The organism is Pseudoalteromonas sp. S3178 (assembly GCF_005886985.1).
GTDB classification, from domain to species: domain Bacteria; phylum Pseudomonadota; class Gammaproteobacteria; order Enterobacterales; family Alteromonadaceae; genus Pseudoalteromonas; species Pseudoalteromonas carrageenovora.
In genome coordinates this window covers 36,872-61,928 of sequence record NZ_PNCW01000060.1, presented here as the reverse complement: position 1 = coordinate 61,928, position 25,057 = coordinate 36,872, and the positions used below count along the sequence as shown (strand labels likewise).

General features: G+C 38.2%; 19 protein-coding genes. All 19 read right to left on the bottom strand.

The features are described 5' to 3' along the window. On the bottom strand, positions 1-3,176 hold a 3,176-nt coding region (locus tag CWC11_RS15995), incomplete at its 3' end, for a DUF6531 domain-containing protein (protein WP_138683503.1). Then, complete coding sequence (locus CWC11_RS15990) at positions 3,176-4,027, bottom strand: hypothetical protein (RefSeq protein WP_138683502.1); 852 nt, start codon at positions 4,025-4,027, stop codon at positions 3,176-3,178. The genes CWC11_RS15990 and CWC11_RS15995, both read right to left, overlap by 1 nt. Then, positions 4,024-5,052, bottom strand: a complete 1,029-nt coding sequence (locus tag CWC11_RS15985; protein WP_138683501.1) for a hypothetical protein — start codon at positions 5,050-5,052, stop codon at positions 4,024-4,026. Before CWC11_RS15985 ends, CWC11_RS15990 begins: the two co-directional genes overlap by 4 nt. Before the next feature lie 2 nt (positions 5,053-5,054). Further along, the gene (locus CWC11_RS15980; protein WP_024595244.1) at positions 5,055-5,345 is read right to left on the bottom strand and encodes a PAAR domain-containing protein; all 291 of its coding nucleotides are present in this window, start codon (positions 5,343-5,345) and stop codon (positions 5,055-5,057) included. Between the two features lie 36 nt (positions 5,346-5,381). Then, the gene (locus tag CWC11_RS15975) at positions 5,382-5,738 is read right to left on the bottom strand and encodes a hypothetical protein (RefSeq protein WP_058547837.1); all 357 of its coding nucleotides are present in this window, start codon (positions 5,736-5,738) and stop codon (positions 5,382-5,384) included. A 7-nt stretch (positions 5,739-5,745) separates the two neighbouring features. After that, positions 5,746-7,623, bottom strand: coding sequence for a type VI secretion system Vgr family protein (locus tag CWC11_RS15970; protein ID WP_138683500.1), 1,878 nt, complete (start codon positions 7,621-7,623; stop codon positions 5,746-5,748). 73 nt (positions 7,624-7,696) lie between these two features. Continuing rightward, positions 7,697-8,176 carry an Hcp family type VI secretion system effector gene (locus CWC11_RS15965; RefSeq protein WP_024594574.1) on the bottom strand — a complete coding sequence of 160 codons (480 nt, stop codon included), beginning with the start codon at positions 8,174-8,176 and terminating at the stop codon, positions 7,697-7,699. Positions 8,177-8,426: 250 nt separating this feature from the next. Beyond that, entirely contained in the window at positions 8,427-11,030 is a 2,604-nt protein-coding gene (tssH, locus tag CWC11_RS15960; protein WP_138683499.1) for a type VI secretion system ATPase TssH, read from the bottom strand. Positions 11,031-11,052: 22 nt separating this feature from the next. Continuing rightward, positions 11,053-12,042: a type VI secretion system baseplate subunit TssG gene (tssG, locus tag CWC11_RS15955; RefSeq protein WP_138683498.1), complete on the bottom strand. Its 990-nt coding sequence runs from the start codon at positions 12,040-12,042 to the stop codon at positions 11,053-11,055. Further along, positions 12,039-13,865, bottom strand: a complete 1,827-nt coding sequence (tssF, locus tag CWC11_RS15950) for a type VI secretion system baseplate subunit TssF (protein WP_138683497.1) — start codon at positions 13,863-13,865, stop codon at positions 12,039-12,041. Before tssF ends, tssG begins: the two co-directional genes overlap by 4 nt. Beyond that, the gene (tssE, locus tag CWC11_RS15945) at positions 13,862-14,347 is read right to left on the bottom strand and encodes a type VI secretion system baseplate subunit TssE (protein ID WP_058547842.1); all 486 of its coding nucleotides are present in this window, start codon (positions 14,345-14,347) and stop codon (positions 13,862-13,864) included. Before tssE ends, tssF begins: the two co-directional genes overlap by 4 nt. Before the next feature lie 17 nt (positions 14,348-14,364). Next, entirely contained in the window at positions 14,365-15,132 is a 768-nt protein-coding gene (locus tag CWC11_RS15940) for a type VI secretion system accessory protein TagJ (protein WP_138683496.1), read from the bottom strand. Between the two features lie 2 nt (positions 15,133-15,134). Further along, complete coding sequence (gene tssC, locus CWC11_RS15935; protein WP_104643862.1) at positions 15,135-16,661, bottom strand: type VI secretion system contractile sheath large subunit; 1,527 nt, start codon at positions 16,659-16,661, stop codon at positions 15,135-15,137. A gap of 36 nt (positions 16,662-16,697) precedes the next feature. Continuing rightward, on the bottom strand, positions 16,698-18,188 hold the full coding sequence (tssC, locus tag CWC11_RS15930) for a type VI secretion system contractile sheath large subunit (RefSeq protein WP_058547845.1): 1,491 nt from the start codon (positions 18,186-18,188) through the stop codon (positions 16,698-16,700). Continuing rightward, on the bottom strand, positions 18,185-18,688 hold the full coding sequence (gene tssB / locus CWC11_RS15925; protein ID WP_058547846.1) for a type VI secretion system contractile sheath small subunit: 504 nt from the start codon (positions 18,686-18,688) through the stop codon (positions 18,185-18,187). The genes tssC (CWC11_RS15930) and tssB overlap by 4 nt, the downstream gene beginning before the upstream one ends. 16 nt (positions 18,689-18,704) lie before the next feature. Beyond that, positions 18,705-19,820: a type VI secretion system protein TssA gene (tssA, locus tag CWC11_RS15920; RefSeq protein WP_058547847.1), complete on the bottom strand. Its 1,116-nt coding sequence runs from the start codon at positions 19,818-19,820 to the stop codon at positions 18,705-18,707. Between the two features lie 221 nt (positions 19,821-20,041). Continuing rightward, a complete protein-coding gene (locus tag CWC11_RS15915) occupies positions 20,042-20,839 on the bottom strand; it encodes a PP2C family protein-serine/threonine phosphatase (RefSeq protein WP_138683495.1) in 798 nt (265 codons plus the stop codon). After that, positions 20,832-21,560, bottom strand: coding sequence for a type VI secretion system-associated protein TagF (gene tagF / locus CWC11_RS15910; RefSeq protein ID WP_138683494.1), 729 nt, complete (start codon positions 21,558-21,560; stop codon positions 20,832-20,834). The genes CWC11_RS15915 and tagF overlap by 8 nt, the downstream gene beginning before the upstream one ends. Then, positions 21,542-25,054 (bottom strand): type VI secretion system membrane subunit TssM, encoded by a 3,513-nt coding sequence (tssM, locus tag CWC11_RS15905; RefSeq protein WP_138683493.1) that lies wholly within the window; start codon positions 25,052-25,054, stop codon positions 21,542-21,544. Before tssM ends, tagF begins: the two co-directional genes overlap by 19 nt. Positions 25,055-25,057 lie beyond the last annotated feature (3 nt).

Here is a 25,057-nt window from a genome sequence, read left to right as displayed (position 1 = left end):
CGGTCGGCGTCGGTGGCACTGTTTATTGTGGTGTTGTTAATACTTTCATTGTTTGCTACTGAGTCAGTGTTGCTACTATTTTTACTACTACTTTCACTACTATTTGGCGCTAACTCATTGTATTCACTATGCGTGGCGCGTGTTAAATCAATAGAAGAGCTGGCTATATGCTCATTACTGGCTGCATCATGTTCTATACCCTGCTCGCCTGTATCTCTAAGGTCTGCATTACTTGTGTTTGATTGAACAGTCTGACTTTGTGGGTTACCAAAGCTATCCCACTGGTAGTGTGTGGTTGTATCAGCACGTGAGCTTGCTAAAGTTTGTTGTATTAATTGGCCCAAGCTGTTGTATTCAAAATTGATATTTTGGCTGATTACGCCTTCGTTTTTACGAGCAATAAGCTGGTTGATGCTGTCGTAGTTGTACGTACAGGTATCAAATAATGTTTGCGCTGGGTGTGTAAGCTGTTGCTGCGTTAAACGGTTGAATACATCAAACTGTTGAGTAAGGGTAATGCTGTTACCAAGCTGCTGGGTTTTAATATTACCTTGGCTGTCGTAGCTTAATGTTACAAGCGGCTGTGCAAGTTCTACCTCTTTGCTGTTGGTTTGTAGTAAATTAATGCCGCTTAGCTGGCCAAACTGGTTGTAGCTGTATTTAAGCGTGGTTGAGTCTGGCAACGTAAGGGTTTGTCTTCTGCCGTATTCGTCGTAACTGTATTTTAGGGTATGCGCTTGTTGCTGGTTATTAACTTGCTCGGCACACAATAATCGCCCGCCTTTATCAAAGCGTTGTTTAAGTGTTGATTGCGCGTTATGTGCACGCGCAATGTTACCTTGCTTTGTGTAGCTGTAGTAATTGGCGTTATTAATGATACGTGAGTCACTGGCAAGGCTTGCATGCTGCGCAGTTACACGGCCTAGGCTGTCGCGCTCTATTTTTACATGGCGTTTATTGCTTTGCGTTACTGAGGCTAAGCGGTTACAGGCATCGTATTTATATTGCTGCAGCGTGCCATCAAACCCGCTTATTTGTGTTGGGTTTTCGTTAGCGTCGTAACTTATGCGGTATACGTGGCCGTCGCTTCGCTCGATGGCTGTTAAGTTGCGCTCTTTGTCGTACGTTAAATGCAGTGCGCTGCCATCGGGCTGAATAACACAATGCGGTTGGCTTAGCCCTTCAAAGTGTTGCTCGGTGGTGTCGCCTTTGCTGTTTTGCGAACTAATTAATCGCCCTGCTTCGTCGTAGCTAAAGTATTGATGCTGTTTATTTTCAGGCTCGTTTTCATCAAAGGCAATTGTTTGTGTAAGCTGGCCGTGCTCATTGTATTTATATTGGGTGAGTAAGCCTGCGTTATTAAGTGTGGCATTTACGCGGCCTAGGCTGTCGTAGCTGTAACGTATTAGCTCATCGTTATAATGCTTTGCTAATAACTCGCCTTGCTCGTTCCAAATAAACTTGGTGATTTGGCCATTTTTATTTATATGCTGAGTTAACTGGCCGAGCTTATCGTAGCTGTATAAAGTGGTGCGGCCATCGCCAAAGGTTTCGCTTTGTAATAAGCCAGCCACACTGTATTTACGCGTAATGGTTTGGCCATCAGGTAAGGTAGTTAATACACGTTGCCCAAGCTGGTTGTAGGCAAAATGCGTTTGGCTACCATCTGGCTGCGTTATTGTTTCTAATTGGCCGAAAGGTGTATAGCTATAGCGTGTTGTGCTGCTATCGGGCTTTATTTCACTGAGCTTTTGGCCTTGCGCATTGTATGTATATTGCCAAACGTTGCCGTTAGGGTCGGTATGTTTTATCAGTTTACCTTGTGCGTTATGTACAAAGTGCTCTTTGTGCCCGCGTGAGTCTATACAGGTTGTTTCACCAGCCGCTAAGTTATATTCAAACTGGTAAGTATAGGTGTTGTTATCGCCCCACTGTTTTATACATTTGGCGCTAGGTGAGTAGCGATCCCACTCAAAATGATGGCTAAAGCCACTGGCTCGGGTACGCTTTGTTAATAAATTAGCGGCGTTGTAGGCGTAGCGCTCAGTTTCGTTTTGCTGATTAGTGGACTGAACAAGGTTTTTGTTTTCGTCGTACTCATAGCTTGCAAGTAATGGCGATAGCAATTGTTGTTTGTTGTTTTTGTCAGTGTGGTACGCTGCTACTTTGCTTAATAAACCTTGTGCGTTGTAGCTAATAATGCAGCCACGTACTTTGTTTACTTCTATGCGGTGTAAGCGCTCTTTTGCATCGTAATAAAACGCGATGCTTTGGCCTTTTTCGTTAATTATTTTTTCAAGCAACCACGCGCTTTCGCCTGGTTTAAACGTAAGGTGTTGGTCATCTGGCGTTACAAGTACTTGCTTACCATTTATTTGGTAATGTAGCGCAAGGTTACTACTTAACTGATAGCTTGATTGGCCAGGCTTTACCTTTTCAAATTTATGTTTAGCGCCATGCTCATCTTGGTACTCTAACCAGTAGGTGCCTTTTTGCTTAGGGCCCACTTTTGGCGGTGGCAAGTAATGCTCAGTAAGGCTTGCCATAAAGTCATGGCGCCAACCATTACCCATTGTTGTGCACACATCAGCATGAGATGAGCGATACAAACGTCGCCACACTAATTGGCGACTGCCTGCTAGGGTAAAGTCGATAAGCGGAAGAATTTCTTCGCCCGACAGCATTGATACCGGATCAGAACGGCACTCTTGATTTGTAATAGGCTCTTCGCTTGCGGTGTTATTACTCGCACCACCCGTATTTTTTGCAGGTGCTTGCGCGGCGCTTTTTCCCGATGCGGTTGTTTTAGTTTTTTTGTTAGAATTTTTACCTGCGGAGCCGCTATTAGTATTATCACTAACTTGAATAGAAGATTTAACTTTTTCACGGAAACACCTAATAGTCCCTGCAGCAATTGCTTTAATAAGCGAGTTAGCAGTTTTACGTTGGTCGTCTGCTTTAGAGGCTCCAATACCTATACTTATAAGTAGCTTAATAGTATCAATACGTTTAGAGGGATCATTTGTGAGCGTTTCACTAACTTGATCAACTAATTGATTCGCACTTTCATTGGTATTAGTTACAACAGCTTCGTAACCTGCAGGCGCTTTTGCAGTACCAGCAACGAGGCAAATGGGGTAACTTGTTCCTTGTAAAACAACTGTATTACTTTGCATTAGTTGTGTACTTCCTCACTTATCCATAAGTATGATGCTGCGGCCTGGTATTTTGATTGTTCTTGAGAAATCACTAACGCATTTTTAAAGTGATTTACAATAGCCGGGCTTGAGGTCAATTGATATAAATTGACGAGTCCTTCAAGCGCACCAATTTTACCTAATTTGTAATTAGGTAATTCATAATGTGTATGCTCATTAATCAAGCTACTGAGCAATTCTAAATTAGTTAACCACACATCGCTTTCGTGGTTTACGCCATTACCTGGCGCACATATAAAATCTATTTGTTTTTTACTATTAAGCGCAATGTTAGAAAACATCCCACTTAACTGGTTATGCTTTATAAAATCTACAGATGGAGCGAGTTCGTGGCTTTGTTGCATCCAACCCGTTTTACATGCTGTAACCGTTGCAAATGCACCACCAACACCTTGATAGGTATATTCACTGTTACTATTTGCTTTGTATGTTGCGTCTACTGCAAGTACGTTAACCTTTTTCCACTGATTTTTTTGTACAAGTTCAACCATTGCATTAGCGCCCGTAGCACCATAAAACAAAATATGACTTACATGCTGTGGAAATAACTGTTTTAAACTATTTGCCAAAAGTTGCTTAAGCTCACCTTGATACTCAAGCGCAGGAAGCAGCCAAACTAAAGGCGCTTGTAGGTCTTCAACTTTTGCAAATAACTCTTTTGCTTTTAATATGCAATCGTATATGCAGGCATTCCACGATTGCCATTCTTTAAACTCATTTGATATTGGCTTTTCGCCGTATAAAAGCTCATCTATGTCTTGTGAAAATGGCGCTAAAAAACACTCCATATTAATATTAAAAGCACTCACAGCACTGCCTCCGCAGTTAACTTTTTAGCAGTAGCGTGCTGATAGTAGCTATATAAATTAAATACAGCTTGGCTATAGCTATCCATAGCAGACATTTCTATCGCATTTAACTTAGTATTTAATGCCTTCCCAGCTATTAAGCGCGAAGATGAAAGCTCACCTTCAAACTTAGGCCAGTTAGCTTGTAACTGACGCTTAAATTCACTGCACGATAGCTCATCGCCCTGCCACGCTTGTAACTGCGTTTCAAAGCTCACCAATAAATCAAGCTTATCGCCAAGCAAACGCCTTATTAAAGCAATAATGGCACTAGGGTCTTCAACTTTATTTAAAGAGGTACTAGCTAAAGGAATAAGTTTTGCAAAGTTACTTTGCAGTAAAACCTGCATAGTTTGATCAACCGTTAAAGAGTTACTTGCATAGTTGCCAACTACATTTACCTGTTCCCAACTTAGTGATAGTAGAAAAAGCGACATTAACGGAGAATTAATAAGCCCAGCATTACACAGGTGTTTAAACGTATTTATTACATCGGTATTTTTTGCTTGGCTGCTGACTAAAAAATTTTTATCCAACACAGGCTGTAAATGCTCAAGCGACTCTTGATTAGTGGTTAATGCAAAGCCCAGCGTTTTTAAATCAATATAAGCGATTAAATTAAAGCTATGTTGTTGTAATAACACTTTATAAATAATTAATTTAGTTAGGTTATGTAAGGCGGGCTCATTCATTAAAGCATTAATAAACGCTAGGTTAATGTTTTGGGGCAAATTAGCCATAACCTCAATACATGCTTGTGCTGTGGTATCAATGTTGGTGTCACTTTGTAAAAAAGTGATTAATTGCACTATATCTGGTTGGCTGAATCTTTGTGTTACGTTATTTTTTTTAGCCGTTAACCAACAAGCTTCTAATAGCTTTGTTTTAAGCGTTTTTATAAAACCTACGCATGTAAAAGGGCAATATTGTGCTTCACTAATTGTTAGCAGTTGCGCTTTATGATTACTTAGGTATGTAGATAGCAAGGTTAGCCACCTATTAATACTGTAGGGTTGCCAACAACAATTTTACCACCATGGGAGCTGTCATCACCCATTCTAGCGGCAGGCTTTCCGTTAATTTTAACTGAGCCAGAACCCGATTTAATGCTATCTGGCGGGCCAATACACACCATCATGTCGCCTTTACGCGCAGCGGGCATACCACCAATTAACACATTAGTTGAGCCAATAACTACAGGGCCACCTACATGCGGCACTGTGCCGGTTGTTTTAGGGCACACATGCATGTGACCAATTGTAGCTGCGGGCTTACCCATAAAGACTCCTTGTCTGTTTATATTTTTTAAATAAAATTAATCAAATAAAGGGATAATTAATAACTTACTGTGCGCCACTAAAAGAGATAAAGACTCTATTAACTCACTTTGAGAGTAATCTGAAAGTGCAACAGGGCTTTGCATAGCATATTGGTATAATCCCGACACAATATCTTCACTATTTAATACTGGGTGTAAATTATTTAAAAACTGGCTAGCGTAATAACCATTCATTGCTTTTAAGTGAGTTAATGCAGGATTTAGCAATGGATCATCAGGCCTATTAATTGGTAAACATATTAAATGGGCAAGCCCATAACGGCAATATACAACATAGCCGTTATTATTAATGCCGTTTCTAAGTCCTGAATGAAAGCTATTTATTATTTCCATATATGCACTAATTTAATTTAATCATTCCGGCAGATAAAGTAATAGCACTGCCATCAACTTTAACATTACTGCCTTTAATATTTATATTAGTGCCTTCAATAGTTATATTACCACTACTGCTCATTTTAATTTGCGCAGAGCCTGTTTTAATAACTATTTCATCACCCGCTTCTATATTTAATGTTTTTCCTACTTTTAAAGTATCGTTTTCGCCCATTTCGGCAATACGGTTTTTAGCAACTTTAAGGCTGTCGTTATTAGCAATATCTGTTTTTCTATCGTTGCCAATTTCAATATTATGGTCGTGATCTGTTTTATCGTTTTGATCGTTTTTAACATAAAGTTGCTTGTCTTTTTCTGCTTGAAGATAAACCAGCTCACTGCCTTTTTTATCTTCAAATCTAAGCTCGTTAAAGTTATCAGCCCCGCCTTCTTTTGTAGAACGTGTTTTTATACCGCTTTGTGTTTTTTCAGCAGGCAATGCGTACGGAGGCATTAAGTCAGCGTTATACACTGCCCCACTTATTATGGGTTGATCTGGGTCGCCATTTATAAAGTCCACAAGAACTTCTTGGCCTACACGAGGGAAGAAAAACGCCCCCCACTTTTTACCCGCCCAGTTTTGCGCAACACGGATCCAACACGAACTTTTAGAATCTTTTTTGCCTTCTCTATCCCAGTCAAACTGCACTTTTACACGGCCAAATTGGTCAATCATAATTTCATCAGCGCTGTCGCCAGTTACAATTGCCGTTTGAACCCCATTTATTACAGGCTTCTTCTTATTTATTTGTGCTCTGTAAGGGATTTCTTTTGGGACACATTCAAAGTGGTTTGAATAAACTTCCTCTACCGATGACTGCTGTGAACCTGATTGGTTTGGCACTGTAATTGAGGTCATCATAGAGGTAATAACAAATGTTTTACCTTCAAGGCGTGGGTCTTCATGCTTTTTAAAGCTAAATAACTTACCTACAGTAAATGAGCGACAATCACTTCGCCCACTAGAAAGCTTCATATCTCTTTGTAATGACTCTAACTGTACAGATGCTAAATTAGCTGCGCGCGGGTGACACTCTTGCTCGCCCGTGTATTCAAAAATTTCAGAGACCGATTGAGTAGGAAGCTCAGGGTTTGCTTGCTCGCCATCAGGGTATCGAGATGGCTGTTTAAAGTCGTAACCAACACGTTTAAAACTACCAGGGGCAATGCTTAAACCGCCTTGCCAGCGCGATACGTGTGATTCACTTAAATGACCAGTTGAAAATACAACTTTGCCTTCGCCACATACTTCATAAGCTGTAATATCATCAGCTAAAACAAGCGTATGGTTACTGTTTGAGTGTTCAAAAAAGTAAAATATACCTTCTTGTTGAAATAAGCGCTGAATAAAATCAAAATCAGACTCTTGATACTGAACACAATACTCGTACTTAGGGTAGGTTTTACTGGTTTTATCGCTAAAGGCAACATTGTGTTGGCCAAATAAATCAGCAAATATTTCTTTAATTGTTTTCTTTTGAAAAATGCGGCTATTTTTACGATTGCGCATTGAAGCTGCGAATGGAACTATCGTCGCTTGATAATCTATATAATTTTTTTGCTCGTCAACATCTGCCGTTCGACTGCCATTTGAAACCAAATGACTAACTATGCCGTGGTAGTAACGCTCACCACCGCCATCTGCATTTTTTACTTTAATAGATACAGGTTTACCCACTAAGTCTTCGTGCGCGATTTGTTTTCCAATCGTGTACATATTGGCAGACATAACAAACAAATCAGACATTGCCTCTTGGGCAACAAAACGAGTTAAATAGAGGGCATCTTTACCAGCAGGGGTGCTAATTTGAATTACGTTTTTATCTTGTGTTGCTTTTTGCATTCCTTGCTTTTCCCGTCCTAAAGATCAAAAAAAGCTCTGAGCAATGCCCAGAGCCATTATAAGGTAACAAATATTACATTTGTTGACCTTTAACACCGCTGTAACCGTATACAAGAGGAGCAGTAATGTTATTTTTGTCGTCTGTTGGAGTAACAGTCATCATCATTTCTGTGTAGCTGATAGTGATTGTTTCGATTGGACGATCGTTTTGTACTGATACTGAGTAGCTAGAAATCATTGCATCTGTAAGTTCGATTTTCATGATTTCTTCAACCTTATCACCTTGTTTAGTGATATGGAAAACAGCTGGTAAACCTTTACCGATTGTCGCTTCTTTGAAAAGATCCGGAGATGCTTTATCTTGAAGTTTAGTGATTGTTACGTCGCCAAGGCGAGTAGAGCTTGACTCACGGTCCATCGCTGTACCAGTAGCTGAGCTAATTTCACGACTTACATTCCAATCAAGAGATAAAACTGTAATTAAATCTTTGAAAGACTCAGCAGTAGTTTCGCCTTTGATTGAACCGTATTTTAAATATGTATTTGCTTGCATTTGATAATGCTCCTTTTTATTAAACAATGTTATCCATTAATACTGGATTCTTTACTTTGGTATATACCAAAATTCCTTTGAAACCATTATCTTTAATACAGCAATGAAAAGGCCTTCTGATTCCTTTCCTTAGATGAAGACAATGTCTCAAAAATTCCATGTAGTGATATCAGGCACCAAAATTATAATGCCCTCAAACTAAAGAAACAACCTTAATAACAAGTTATTTCAAATTAACTTTAATTAACCTTTAATTCAGCTCTAGTTCAAATTCATTATCTTTTATTAATAGCGATATACTATTAATTTCTTTGTCGTCAATCATGCTAGAAAGTAAAACTTCAGACAACAATGGCAGCACTTTGTTTTGCAGTATAGTGTGAATATTACGTGCACCTGAGCCTGCGTTCTGGCAATTAGCAATAATATATTCAATTACATCTTTATTATAAATTAACTCGGCATTGTAATGTTTTTTAACACGTTTAATTATTTTATTTATTTGAATAGCGGCAATTTCTGTAAGAATATCGTCACTTAGTGGGATGTAAGGTATTACATTAATACGACCTAAAAATGCGGGTTTAAATGAAGCAAGTAAATCATCTTGTAGTGCCTTTAATAAACCTTTGATACTTGGTTTACTTTCTTCGTCTTCAAATAAGCTCATTGTGGTGTCTGTGCCCACGTTTGAGGTCATAATTATAATGGTGTTTTTAAAGTCGATATCGCGGCCTTCACCGTCTTTTATTGTACCTTTATCAAACACTTGATAAAAAATATCTTGCACGCCAGGATGTGCTTTTTCCATCTCATCTAAAAGTACAACACTGTATGGCTTTCTTCTTACTGCTTCAGTTAGTATGCCTCCCTCGCCGTAACCTACATACCCTGGAGGTGAGCCAAGAAGTAAAGATACTTTATGCTCTTCTTTAAATTCAGACATATTAATTACAGTGACGTTTTCTTCACTACCATATACTTCTTGGGCTAAAGAAAGTGCTGTTTCTGTTTTACCCACACCGCTTGGCCCTGCTAACATAAATATACCGTTAGGGCGGCTTTCATCAGCTAGTTGAGCGCGAGATGTTTGAACAACTTTCGCTATTAAATCAAGAGCATGGTCTTGTCCTACAACTCGTTGCTTCATTTGTTGTGCTAAATTTAAAATGCCATGAATTTCATCTTCGTGCATTTTACCAACAGGTATGCCTGTCCAATCTGAAATAACTTGCGCTATAAGCTCTTCGTTAACCTGCCAATGAACCATATTATGTTCAAAAGAGGCTAGTTTCTCTTTGCTAAGTCTTAGCTTATCGAGTATCTCTTGTGATGACTCATCGTCTTGAGAATTAATAAGCTCTAGAGCTTGATTAAGCTCGGTTACAATTTCTTTTTCAGTACTAAATTGTTCATTTAAAGGGGCTAATTGCTCTTCAATTGTAATTAGCTCTGCTTTTAATGTGTCTAGTTGTTGTGAATGATCTAAACCCGTTTTTTGCTCTCTGTTAAGCATTTTTACTTGTGTTTCTATTTCGCTTAAGCGATTTACAAGCTGCTCAATAGTATTTGGAGTTGATGCTTGGCTCATTGCTACACGTGCACACGCTGTATCTAGTAATGCTACGGCTTTGTCTGGTAGCTGCCTTGCAGTAATGTAACGATGTGATAAATGCACCGCGCCTTCAAGTGCTTGTTCAGATATAAATACCTTGTGGTGCTTTTCCATTACCGGCACTAAGCCGCGTAACATTGCTACCGCTTTTTCAGGGGTTGGCTCTTCAACTTTTACAACTTGGAATCGGCGTGTTAATGCAGCGTCTTTTTCAAAAAACTTTTTGTATTCAGCCCAAGTAGTTGCCGCTATTGTACGTAATTCACCACGCGCTAAAGCGGGCTTTAATAGGTTGGCCGCGTCATTTTGACCAGCAGCACCACCGCTACCAATCATGGTATGTGCTTCATCAATAAATAAAACTACCGGATTTACCGCATTCTTTACTTCATTGATAAGTGATTTAAGACGATTTTCAAACTCACCTTTCATACCCGCACCAGCTTGTAGTAGAGCTAAATCTAAGCTGTGAATTTTTACATTTTGTAATACAGCCGGTACGTCTTTTTGAGAGATTCTTAACGCAAGCCCTTCAACGACTGCTGTTTTACCTACACCGGCTTCCCCCGTTAAAATTGGGTTGTTTTGACGACGCCTTGTTAAAATATCTACCATTTGACGTATTTCGAAATCACGACCAAGAATAGGGTCTATTTTTCCAGCGAGTGCTTGGGCTGTTAAATCAACAGTGAATTGATCTAAGCTTGGGGTTTTAGAGCCAGCATTTGCCTGAGTTGATGCGTTTTGTACTGAATGGTTACGCTCTTGAGATTGCGCTACTATTTCAGGCCATGCATGAAGCAATTGACCTGGTTCTATTTTATTAAATAACTTACTACAACGTGTAACTAAACTTGATAAAGTATCGTCTTTAGTAAGGGTATAAATAACGTATGCACTACGAATTTGATTATCTGTAAACTCAATGCTGGTACTTAACCAAGACTGCTTAAGCAGACTCGTTACATGCACTGACAAACTAGGTGATGACTCACTACCCGTTTTAAACGACTCTAGTGATTGATTTAAATCCTGCTGAACTTTATCAATATCTATATCGAACGAGCTAAAAATTAGTCTAACGTCATCTAATTGCTGCTCAATCATAGCTAGTAGCCAATGTTCAAGTTCAACCGTAAAATGACTGCGGCTATTACATATAGCAACAGCACCTTCTAGGCTTTTTCTGCAATCGGGACTCAGTTTTTCAACTAGTTTATTCAGTGTCATCGAAGACATACTTTGTTCCTTTTAATTTTAATTATCCCTTAAACGATAACTTAGTAGGGTTAGATTTTAATTTGTTATCTTGTACAGATAAGAAGCTATTGGCACCTAACTGACACTCATTTTTTGAAAGTTTAGCGGCGCCTAAATTTTGAAAATTTGATTCAATGACTAAGCGAAAGTTAATGGCATTGCCAACATAGTCTTTTGTTATTTTATTCGCGATTTCGAAAAGCGGACCTTTAGGCAAAAGTTGTTTTGCTTTATCTGGATCATCTGATTTTATGTGGATTTCGATATTAGAAGAGACATCCCATACTTTATTTCCAATCATGGTATCAACACCTAATCGGGCATGCTGGCCTTCATATAATGCTTGGCTGGCTAAACGGGTTTGTTCTTGCGCTTTTAGTTCGTGCCATTGGCCAACCATTTGTTTAATTGATACATCACAACCTAAGTATGACGAAAGTACATTTTTTAAATCAAAGGCATTTCTGATTTTACGGCTGTATAAACCCGAAAAATGCAGTTGGTGCTCGTTATAGCCACCACTTAATAAACCGAGTATTTGTGTGTATGGGTCTTTGTTTTTTTCTTTGTTAACGTGATTAAGCGAAGGCTTATATTTTTTCCAAGCGCGGTAATACAGTGAGATCAAGCGATGGTTAAACATGTCGTAAAAGTCACGCATAGTTGTATCTTTATAGCGTAAACGCTGCATCACAAGTTCACTATAAAACTGGGGTAAAGCGCCTGAACAACCCGTTAACCCCATAAAAGAAACCTGCATACTTACTTTATGCATACCGTCTTCAAAACCTGTTTCTTCTAGTTTAGTAATCGCATTACCTGGATAGCCAAACTTTTGGGTAGCGGTAAATTTAATCAACTCTTGCTTTGGATTACTGTCGTAACCGACGTGTCGATAATCTAAGCCATGCTTTTTGAGCTGATTTTCAATTATGAAAACAGCTTTATAAAAGTCAATTTGAGAAGCTTGTAAGATTATTTTCTTAATCATAATAATGGACTATCACCCACTCTTGCAGGCCATTGATAATATATTTGTTCTTGCTCTTTAAGCCTTAAACTTAAACGCGTGTAACTATTTATTGCTGCAAATTGAGCAAAAAAGTGATCAAGAATTGATGCAAAGAAAAACATGCCGCTACCAGAAAAGTCATCGTTAGCAAATGTAATTTCTATTTCGCTGCCTGTTGCAAAGCTTACTTTTCCTTTTTGAATAACACGGGCTGTTGAGGGCTCGATTATCACTCTATAAATGTTATCTATCATGCCCTTAGTTTGTGGCGATGCTCTAAAATCGTATAAACGTAAAACTTCTTTAAGCTTATTACATGCATCTTCACCACTAAACGTATCAAGCGTTAAATGATTAACTAACTGCCACCGTGTTGCATCAGCTAATATTGGTCTTACTGCATGAGTAAAAGGCGTTAAACATCTAATTTTTTTTATTACATCGCCGCGCTCAGGCATTAATAAACCAAGTTCGTCATCACCAAAGGGCATACTTGCCGGTAGGTTTCGGTTACTACAATTTGCGCGCACAGTAAGTACAGAGTTTCCGTCACCATACTCCATCGCACTATTTTCAAAAGTAGCATCAACTAACGATAAAAATGTTTCGGTTCCTGACTCTACATAACCGCCAGCCCACGAAGCAGTTTCTCGACGAATATGCCAAAACAAATCATCATGCCCATGATATTTAGGATGTGTTTGACCATAAAAAGGCGAAACAATTTGCTTGTTGCCTTTATGATCAAATGCAATAACTTCTGATATACCAACTACTTCTGATATTTCCGAGTCCATATAACGCGGTGTTAACTGGTACTCATATTCACTGATCTCAGGTCTTATTGGCTCAAGCTCTTGTTCAAATAAGTTTATTATTGGGGTACAGCCTAATAAGAACATATCTTTATCTACTTGCTTTTCAAGCTCAGCAGATTCAGTATCTAGGTATATGTAAATACTACATTTATTCGATTGCTTAGGCAGTGATGAGAGAATGCCTTCAAGCTCAAAAAATCTAAACTTCTCAGGAAAAGTAAAATTCTCAACGAGCAAACGGTACCCGGCAGATGAGCGCTGCGAATAAGGGACTACAGCTTCGTTAGAATCAAAACCTACGGCTTTTAATTGGTTTTTTGACAGGTACCTAATACCTTCATCGCCATTATCTATAGCAATACCAATACTATGCTTAAACAGAAGCTCGTACACTTTAAGTGTATGATGCCACTGACCATTTATAAAAATACGAAGTTTTTCAAGGCCAGTTTCTGCAAGCGAGACCCCTTTATACTCACCAGTTAACTCTATTTTAAAAATAGATTTTGCTTTTTCCTGCCAGCGGGGCTTAGGCGCTACAAATGGGCTATTATCAAATTGCACATTTGTAATTTCAACGGGCCAAAGGTAAGTTTCATAACATGTTTGAAATTTACATTGCTTCATTGAGTCAACGTTTGTTTCTACTTCACTGGCTTTGGGGATTACTACGCCCGCCGTTGATAAGTTTTCGGCTTCAAGTTTAACAACCGACATTGATGGAATTGGTGCTTGGTAATCTGGCAACATTTGCCCTAGCAAAGCATCCGTTAACTCCGGAAAGCTATCGTCGAGTTTTTGTCTTATATTGGCGGTTAAAAATGCAAAAGACTCAATTAGTCTTGATACATGAGGGTCTTCAATATGATCTTCACTTAACTTTAAACGCCCTGCAACTTTTGGGTATTTTTCAGCAAAGTCTTTACCTAAATGACGCACAAATGCTAATTCACGATTGTAATACTTTAATAACTCATCGTTCATAATGATGCCTCAATAATCTTCATACCCAAGTTAACGGGCTCTACTTCTGAATCAAAACTAATAAACTCTGGCTCAGGATCGGCGTATAAAAGTGCATTTATTCTTAAATTTAATACTCTATTTAAAGGTACTTCTTCGTCAGTGAACACTTCCACTTCAAGAAACCGTGGCTCAAATTTTAAAATTGTTTTTCTGACGGTTTCACACAGTAATGCGCGACCTTCATGAGAGCTTACAGACATACTCGAAAAGTCAGGTAAACCATAAGATAAACACGAAGTAGCCAGCTCAGTATATTGAGTTGGCCACGTATGCCACTGAATTCGGGCATTTAACAAAGCTTCAATATCTCTGCGCACGTTTTTTCTAAGCTCACTAATAGTGATCCCTTCGGTACGTGATGGCGCATCCTGAAAATCTGGCTCATCATCAATGAGCTTATCTATAATGGATGCTTGAAGCTGTTGCTTATGCTCTATCATGGTTGCTAAAACTTAAATTAAGCTGTTTCAAGTGAGTTGATTTTTAAATTTGGAATGGTGATCGCTTCATCATCAACAAACAGCATTTTCATTCCCTTGCCTATAATAAATTCATCTTTTAGCTCTACCCAGTCAGACACTTGACCTAGCTTTTCAAGCTCAGATTCAGAGTTAATATAAACAAGTGGCAAATGAGCTGTACCTGATGGGCCATCTTTAATCGTAATTTCAACACGTAACCAGATGCTTTCTAATAAAGACTCTACTGGCTCCATTTTTAACGATTCAATTTCGTTAAAGTTAGCTAAATAAAATTCACCATTAGTTCCTAAAACTTCTAGGTATGGGTTCAAGCAATCATCGAGATCTCTTGCTGATGCCTCGTCTATACTAACTCTTATCGATTCCATTTCCTGAGCTAACTGAGCTGCTTCGTCGGTTGAACCTTCTAACAGAGCCACATGCATTTTCAAAAATAATGTGTCTAATTCATTTGCATCATGGAATAACTTAGGAATGCCTTTACCTTGATAAAAATCTACACGAGATTGCTGAGCACGAATTAGGTGTCTTAAATTTACTGCACCTACTGCAAACTCTGGATTTTTTTGCACCATAAAATCTAGTTGTTTATCAGCTTTTTCAAGCTCACCATTAATGCAAAGTAGTTCGGCGTAAATACTTCTGATATCAAAATTTAGTGGCTCATCTTGAAGCTCTGTAGCACAACAAGATAATGCATCAGTAAGTTTCCCCTCGCGAATTAAGCTATGTATTTTTTTCATGACTATTCCTTTATTTTATGATGAGGACTGAGCTCAGTAATTAATTTAATACTGGAGATCATCTGATCTAATTGAAAATGTGGCTGTAATTGTAAAACAGAAAAGTAATGCCCTGGATTAGCTTTATTTTCACTGACTTTTATTCTGGCATTACTTAAAGGGTACTTACTTCTTATATGCTCTGAGGCAGAGTCTGAAGCAGTGGTATAATTATTTATCCATGCTTGTAAGTCTCGCTCACAAGCTTGTGCTGTGTTGTAAGACCCAACACGGTCGCGAGCTAATAACTTTAAATAGTGAGCAAAGCGAGATACACATAAAATGTATTGCAGCATTGAAGATAAGCGCGCATTTATATTAGCGGCGCTTGATTCATAGTTTTTAGTTTTTTGAACCGATGCATTACTATAAAAAACAATGTGTTCTGTATTGGTTACTGACGATGTTGGGATAAAGCCAAGCTCAGAAAATTGCTTTTCAAATTTGCTTGTTACTAACAAGTTTAGTGGTGGCTTTGCTTCTTTTTGATAAGTGTCGTTTGCAAAACTATCTCTAGCCAACCCAGTTACCAATCCCTTTGAAATTTTACCAGGCTCAATACCGCGAATGTGTCCAAACCAGCCACTGTCGCAATATGCTCTTATTATGGTAGATACGAATTGATATGCTGCATTGCCCCAAAGCATATCGCTTTCAGGGTCTTTAATTTGTTCTTTAAAGTAAAAATCTTGATGACGTTTACCATCATTGCTATATGGCGGTCTAACTAATACATGAGGAAGCGTAAGCCCAATAAAACGAGATTCTTCCATCGCTCTAAAGCTTTGCCATTTAGCGTATTCAGGCTGTTCAAACTGATTAAACAAATCGGCGTAATAGCCTAAATCAGAAAAGTTATCTGCACCAAATAAGTTAGGAGAAGCGGAGCAAATAAATGGGGAAAAAGCCGCTGCAGCGGTTCTAGATATTTCTTTTATTGTGTCTATGTCATTATAAATTGTGCCCGCTGAGCACATGTTACTAATTTCGTAATCACCTATAACAACACCAAATGGCTCGCCACCTGCGCTATCAAATTCACTTTGATAAAGCAGCTGAAAAAATAAACTTTGGTCAAAATCAATGGCTTTGTTTACATCTTTAGAAAGTGTTGCCCAATCGCAGTTCAATACTTTTATTTTTACTTTATTTTCTTTGTCGTATTGTTCGCTTTGAAGTATTAGCCACCAAAGATTACGCCAACTGGCTTCTAACTTTTGAAATCTATCATTATGAATTATCAGGTTTAATTGTTCTGAAATGAGCTGATCGAGCTCAACAATTACGCGCTGTAAATAAGGACCCAATGATTCTTTAGTCCATGAGATAGGTGAATCTGAAGAGCCTTCAAGCCATAATAAGAGGGCTTTATCTAGGTTTTTTTCGTTTAAAAACCTATCGAGTAAAGCCTCATTATCACTTATTCTAGACTGTGCTTTTTGTACAAAAGCGAAGTCTTGATTTATAAATGAAAACTCTTCGTGATTCATTCTACTGCATTATCCTTAACGCTAAAGATCAGTTTATTAACCGATCTCTGGAATTTTAGCTACAAGGCGTAAAGAAGAAGTAAGCTCTTCCATTTGTAGCCAAGGTCGTAACCATGCAACTGCATTGTATGCACCTGGTTGACCTGGAATTTCCTTAACCGATACTTTTGCATCAGCTAGAGGATAACGTGCTCTGATATCTTGACCACCACCCTCAGTCGCATTTACATACGAAAGGATCCAACGGTTTAACCAAGACTCAACGTCTTCAGCTTCCATAAAGCTACCAATTTTATCACGCGCCATTACTTTTAAGTAATGAGCAAAACGAGACGTTGCCATAAGGTAAGGTAGACGTGCAGATATAGCCGCATTAGCAGTTGCATCTGGAGTAGAATAAATTTGTGGTTTTTGACAGCTTTGGCCACCAAAAAATACGGCATAATCTGTATTTTTATAATGACAAAGAGGCAAGAAACCTAACTTACTTAATTCAGCTTCGCGACGGTCTGTAATGCCAATTTCAGTCGGACATTTAAGATCTGGATCGCCATCATCGCTAGTGAAAATATGCGTAGGAAGACCTTCTACTTTACCGCCACCTTCAGCACCACGTATTGCAGTACAGAAACCGTATTGAGCAAATGCTTTGGTCATATTAGTTGCCATTGCATAAGCTGCATTACTCCAACAGTAATCACTGTTATCAGTACTTACAGAGCGACCATCTTTTGGTTCAACTTCAAACTCTTCATAGTTGAATTCTTCAACAGGTTTAGAAGCGGCACCATAAGGTAGGCGAGATAAGAAACGAGGCATAGTTAATGATACAAAACGTGAATCATCACTGTCTCTAAATGAGCGCCACTTAGTGTATTCTAAAGATTCGAATACTTTTTCTAAATCGCGAGGCTTAGTTAGCTCTTCCCAGTTATCAAAGCCAAATAATGATGGCGATGAAGCGGCAATAAACGGACAGAAACCAGCGGCTGCAACATTAGACATTAGGCTTAATGTTTCAACATCTTCAGGATGGTTAGTAAACTCAAAGTCACCTACGATAGTACCGTAAGGCTCGCCACCTGGCGTACCAAACTCAGACTCATAAATTTTCTTGAATGTTTGGCTTTGGTCAAACTCAACAGCTTTACTTAAATCTTTATGAAGTTCTTTTTTCTTCATATTTAGCATACGGATTTTAAGTGTAGAGCTTGTCTCAGAGTTCATTACTAAATGGTGCAATCCACGCCAAGAGCCTTCTAACTTTTGAAACTCTTCGCTGTGCATTACTACACTTAGCTGTTTTGAGATTTTTTGATCGATTAATTGAATTGCTTCATTAAACGTCACTGTCATGTTTTTGTTCCACTGAACAGTCCCTTTTAAGGCTTCTTCTGTCAGTGTTTTAAGTAGCTCTTCTGCACGGCTTGCATCTGTTTGCTTAGTAGCGCCAATTGCTTGCTCTAATAATGAAGACGTTGCTTCTGAGGTAGACTCTAATTCAGTACTTAGTTGCTCTGTACTCATTTTTCAGTCTCCTCAATTTTAAGTTCTTTTGCGATCGTATCTAAGCTTGAGGTGTTGCTTAGCACTTCTTCAAGTACATTTTCTAATTCTTCTGAACGGTCAATCTTAGTCATCAAATCGCGTAACTTGTTGCGTGTTTCCATTAATTTACGTAATGGCTCAACTTGGTTCACAACAGCTGCTGGCTCAAAATCGTCAATCGATTTAAAGTTAAGTTTTACTTCAAATTCAGAACCATCATCATTAAGCGTATTATCAACTAATAATTTCAATGAAGGGCTCATACGCTTTAAAACATCGTTAAAGTTTTCACGATCTATTTGCACAAATCGTCTGTCTTTAAGTGGTTTTAATGCTTCAGTATTATCACCAGAGAAGTCGCCCATAACACCAACAACAAATGGTAATTCTTTTTTTACTGCAGTGCCTTCAGTTTCCACATCATAAGTGATGTGTACGCGAGGCTTACGAACTCGTTTTAATTTATCATGGATACTCATAGAGAACTCCTTTTACTTATGTTTCAGTTTCGCTGATTTTAATGCCAGACAACTTAAAGTACCCCGTCCTAGCATCACTATCTGTAATTAATTCATTTAATAATTCAGGCAGCGACAATTCGCTCCATCGAATTACTTGTTCTATGGTGTACGACATAGGTGAGTGCGGCTCTGTCTTTCTAAAAAAAGTAGCGATTTCTTTGAGTTTATTAATCGCGCTTTCTCTTGAGTTAATTTCGTTATTAACTTTCACAGCTTGTAATGCAACACCTTGACCTTCGTCGTCCTCACTTTGAACCACTTCTTGCACTTCATTTAATGCCGCTTTTGCTTTTTCAGCAGCTTCAAGCTTATCTGCTGCAACATGCTCAACAGCAGCAAGGCTTACTTCTAATGCTTGTTTTATATTTGAAGTTGGCTGGGGCTGACCCGTTACTCTATCCATTACTTCGCTTAATAAAGCAAATTGCTCAATCGCGTTTTCAATGTCTTGTTTTAAAGTAACAAAAAATTCAGTACTGGTTTCTGCAGCGCTTCTTTCAATAAGCTCATAATCAACAGCACCTAAATTAAGCTTTTTTTCTCTTTTCTCATCCGTTAAACGAGAAATATCATAGCCCTGCTGATACTCCCAAAAAGAATATGACTCCATACTGGCACTGTCGGTCAGATAGATACTTTTAATTGGGATTATTAATGTACCTTCCCCTGCTGAACCATTAAGGCCAACCAAGGCAGATACTTTATCTGACACTTCATCATCGTCATCGAGAGACGGATAGAGTTCGTCAAAATAATTATCGAGCAAGTTATGTGCAACTTTAAAGCCAAAAGCCAAACCTTTAAAACTATGAATTCGACAAAGGGCTTCGATAAACCAAGCTAAATATTCAATATCTTTGCTTTGTGTTTTTATTGCTTTGCTACATTGCTCTAATAAAGGAAGCCAATCTCTTGCTAGTGAGGAAATACCTTCTTCATCAACTAACGCATTTCTTTCTGCTGCTCGAAGCTGGTTTCTTAAATCTTTTAAGGCGTAATAAGTCGACGTAGGAGACACATCTGAGCGAGGATCAATACCTGCAACTTCGGTGTCTGAAATAGGGGAAATATACTCTTCAAATAAAAACATTCCGTCGTCCTAATAATTATCCATAAAACTCCAATAAAGCGGAGCGGATTTCATATTACATTCTTTATAATAAATTACAAGCCTAGTTACAATTGAGTTTAAACCTTGATTATTGCCTTTATATAAACAATTGAAAATTTAATATACTTATAAATTAATAGATGTAATTAAAGTAAAAACTCAAATATAAAAATAAAAACACTATTTATTTTTTAAAATAGTTATTTAGAAAAAAGAGGTATTGTAGCTTCATCTTGAATATTGAATGTTTCTGAATTATGACCAATGTATCCTTTATCGTATTTTATTAAAATACAGGTCACATTATCTCGTGCACCTCTAACTAAAGATGAATGCATTAGCGCCATACCAGAATCAATAATACTACTAGGCTCTAATGACAAACATATGTCCTCATCAGACAACTCACCAGTGAGACCATCTGAACAAAGTAAAAATATATCGCCTGTTTTCACTTCATTTTGAATAACGTCTACTTTCACTTCTTCAGTTACACCCACAGCTCTTGTGATTACATTTGATAATGGGTGCGTTTTAGCTTCTTCTATTGAAATAACCCCTTCATCGATTAAATCATTTACTTGGCTGTGATCTCTTGATATTTGCTTAAGTTGACCATCTCGAAGCATGTAAGCTCTGCTATCGCCAACCCACAAAACATAGTACTTATTATTTTTTAAAAATAATGCAGTAACTGTACTTCCCGCGGTTTTACTACCTAGATATTGGGCACTGTATTCGTTTAATTGCCTATTAGCATCTTCAATAGCTTCAACTATGTGTGACACTTCAAGTTTTTCAAGTGGAAGCTCTTCAACCTTTGCTCTTATTACATCTACAACAAGTTGGCTGGCAACTTCACCAGCCTCGTGACCACCCATCCCATCTGCGACAACCCATAAGTTATGGCTGTTTATTTCTACATGCGCATCCTCGTTAAGCTGCCTAACAGCACCACGATGGGTAATTGCATAACTTGTACTAAACTTGCTAATCACTATTTTTTACCTGTGTAAAATTCCATTCCCAGTGTTTCCACCTTCCATCTAACATTGCCGCAACTTGATTTACCGCAGGCAAGCCAGGGGTTATAAGTACCATTGGTTTTATATTGCAAGAGCCATGCGTCCACCAAACACTGTAATCGCCATGTTTTTTTAATAAAAGAGCATGCATAGCATCTTGAAGAACTTCACCCGATAACTCATCACCTGAAAACTCAAATGCTTCCGCACTTTTATTTTTATCTGCAGAGTTTGAAAAGCTAACCTGCTTTTTAACTCCAGCTATAGCACTTAAAGATTTAGCAACTTCTTTACGCCATGAAAATAAATCGACAGAACTATCTAAAACTTTTAATACAGTATCTTCATACTCTAAAGAGAACACTCCTGAGTTTAAAACATCAATCGGTGCTTGCTCTAATGTGCTTGCAACTGTAAAAGGATAATGTCGTCCCACGGCATCCATACTCGGAAACAACGTGCCCATAACCCCTTTGTCACCAACAATATTTGGCGATAATGCAAAGTGCCATACTGGTCCGGTTAAGTAATTATCTTGCCATACCTCACCTAGCTGCTCTTTACTCACTGCAATGGCTGCTTGCAGCCATTGCTCCCAATGCTCTGAAAACTCTTTCGATACGTTATCTTGTACAAAGTCACCTAAACTAGGCACTTTGCCAAGATAACCAATATTTATAATCGGGTCGGACATGAAAACTTCTCTACACTTTTATTCCAAAATGGATGCCTGATTGATTTAGGCAATAATTCGACTTTTGCATTGTTCCCCATGAGTGAAAAATGTAACTCTAAGTCTTCACGTGTTTTTGCTCTTTTAGCACTTAACTCGTCTAACATACGGTATAGCGACCATTCACCTTGGTAAGTTGTATTAATGGGACGACCACCACTTGGAGGAGTAAATTCAATCCGAGTATTACTTTGCCCTGATGATCCTGGCCATACAAAGTTAGTTATTTTGATTGGCCCATGACGATATGACATAGATTGCCCATCAATTTCGACCCTGAACTTTGATACTGATTGATCTAATTCTACAGTCCTTAAACCAAACTCAATTCTTGGTGTTGCACTACCGCCATCAAAAAAGACGGTTTGAATTTGATTAGCAAGTTCAAACATCGCTAATGTATCTCGGCTAATGCCTATATCTTTTTCAAATTTCCATGGCGTTGAGCTCATATCTACACTAGGCGCAATATAGTTAGTGAAAAAGCTATCAATCGTGCCACCAGGGCCGAAGAATCGAGTGAAGTCTTTCATATTCACTTCTTTATTTGCGTATGGAGAGAACGGATAACGGCCAACAATTGCAGCGTTATATTCGCGTAACACCTTACTTTTCCACATCTCGTTTAAATGTCTGTTGGCACTATTTTTAGTAATATTGCTAGTATCACGACTGATATCTAACAACCAACTATTAAACGGATAAGGTAAGTCTCGGCTTTGGAACTCAAGTTGACGAATAAAGCTTGGCTTACTTTTACCGCTAATTTGATCTTTAATTGACGACTTTAACTGATCGCCTCTGTCAAGTTTGGTTAAGTAAACGTTTAGCTCTCTTAGATTTTTCTGAATATTATCTAATTGTTGAGCATCAATATTTATTACATCTTCAAAGGCTTCTTCAACTTGATGACCCGGTAATTTAATGTCAAATTTAGGGGCTTCGTCAGGTAAAAATCGTTTGATGCGATTAGCCTTTGTTTGCATAGCAATTTCAGCAGCATTTGCTGCAACTTTACCTGCAGCCTTTTGATTATCCGATACGGGTAATTTAGTTAGCTGCACATTTTTTTGAACTGCAGTGATAATATTTTTAATAGGTGCTTCAGAGCCCGCTAGAGCATCAGTAATATTAACCCCCTCAGCAGGAGAGCTATATTGATTCAGGCTCAAATCATCAATAAATGATTGCCAATAATAGATATAATCTTGAAAATATCGCTGCTCTAGTTTCTTCTCAATCTCATCTTTAGAAATATCGTAGGTACCCGTGGCCTCTTCACCATACACCCAGCTACTTGCCATTAAATTACCAAGCATTTTACTTTTCTCAACATTAAAAATGCCGTGGAAACCATTAAATGTATATAAGCCCGGGATACTTCGCGTAAGCTCACCGTCATTTCTAAAAGTAAATTTTTGCGCACTTTCGAAACTAATAATGTCTGTAAGCCTAAATGGCGGGATACTGCTATCTAAGAAGTCGGCTTGAAGTCGTTGGTATGCTCGCTCAGCAATTGGTAGCTTAGTTAGCTCAGCTCGTGCAACACGCACGGCTTGATTATCAATTTCAATTTGGCTAACACCGTTTTCAAGTAATGTAGCAACATGCTCCATCAGCTCTACTCTGGTTTGCATATTTTTATCGCCTGGTAAATTACGTTCTAAATACGCGTTAAACCATACTGTTATATCTTCACTTTCAAAGTATTCAGGCTGAAACAACATGAGGTAACACTTCAGTGTTTCGTATAAATAACTTAAGTGCTCAGGATGAGCTTCCATTTCTTTAATTAAGGTACTTGCAATAAACGGTTCTAAATACGTTTGCAATGAACGGTCGTAGGCTTGTGTGGAAGCCATTTTTATTTCATTTAGTTTGTTAAACCCAATTGATTTAGACTCTTGTGTATTAACAAGTTCAGGGTTGCTTGCAGGTAAATTTCTAAGAGCTTTTAATCTGTCGTTTAGTACTAGTAAGTTATTACGATCAAATGAAGCTGTATCAAGCTCTTGGTACGTTGCAATCGCATCCTCAGTCTCTGAAATTAAGTTACTATTCCAAGCAAAACTAAAGTACCACGATGTTGAAAAGCCAAATAAAGCTATACATGCAAGCGATATGCTACCAACACGAAGCCATTTATTTTGTTTGTCATGATGTTTGTTAGTGCTTGCTAAGTTTTGCTCTGGAAAAATGACACCTTCTAATACATTCTTTATAAAAAAGCTTTTAGATTGGTTAATGTATCCAGATTCGCCTGCGTTTGCTTCGTTTAAAAAGCTTGATGGCGTACCTTCTTGCGTTGCACTTGTAAGATAAACACCACGAAACATTGGTAGTTCTTCATATGCATTTGGAGTGAATATTTCCTTTAAAAAAGCATCTCCTACACCTTGTAGCACACGAAGCTGCCTCGGGAATTCGAATATTTTAGCGCGAATTTCTTCGTTTCTTTCATTAATTAATCTACGATTTAACATCTCGGTTAATTTAGAAATTAATGTGTGAAATTCTTTATTAAATGCATCTACTTGCGTGTCTTTATCTAAATCAAGTTCAAAGGTTACGCCCCAAACCTGCTCACATTCTTCTTCTGTTAATTCGCCAAAAAACTCTCTAAAGCCTTCGATTAAATCAACTTTAGAAAAAATAACGTAAACAGGAAAAGTCATGCCTAATTGGCTTTGTAACTCTTGTAATCGCTGTTTAATAGCACGAGCATGTAGGTTTCTCTCAGTTTTGGTCTGGCTCATAAGCTCAGAAATACCCATACTGATCATTACACCATTAATCGGCCTAAGAGGACGGTACTTACGCAGTAATCCTAAAAAGCCTTCCCATGCACGTGAATCATGCTTTGCGTGGCTGCTTTGCGTTGTATAGCGCCCTGCAGTGTCAATTAAAACAGCTTTATTGGTAAACCACCAATCACAATTACGAGTACCGCCAACACCATGAACTAAATCAACACCCAGCTTATCTTTTAGTGGGTAATCAAGCCCTGAGTTATGAATAACGGTAGTTTTGCCAGCCCCTGGCGGTCCTATCATTATGTACCAAGGCAGCTGGTAAATATTTTTACCTTTGAACAGCTTTACATCTTTTAAAAGATCGATAGCTTCATTCATTCGCGTTTTAAGCGTAGTAATTTCTTCATTTACTTCGGAGCTATTTGTATCGCTATTACTATCAATTAACTCATCAGCCATTTTTTCGTCTCGTTTGCTTTGTTGCATAAGACGATAAATTTTAGACACAGAAAAAACTAATAAAACCAATATAATAGTAAACAATCTTGCTGCAATACTTTGTAGTGGTACATAGTCAGCTATTGCGATTAGCGGGCCGCCAAACCAAATTAGTAATGATAAAGCTAAAAAGCCAATAATTAGCATTGCCGTACGAGATGTAAGTGCGTAGGTCACTTTTTTTATTTTTTGTGAAAAACTCATTTC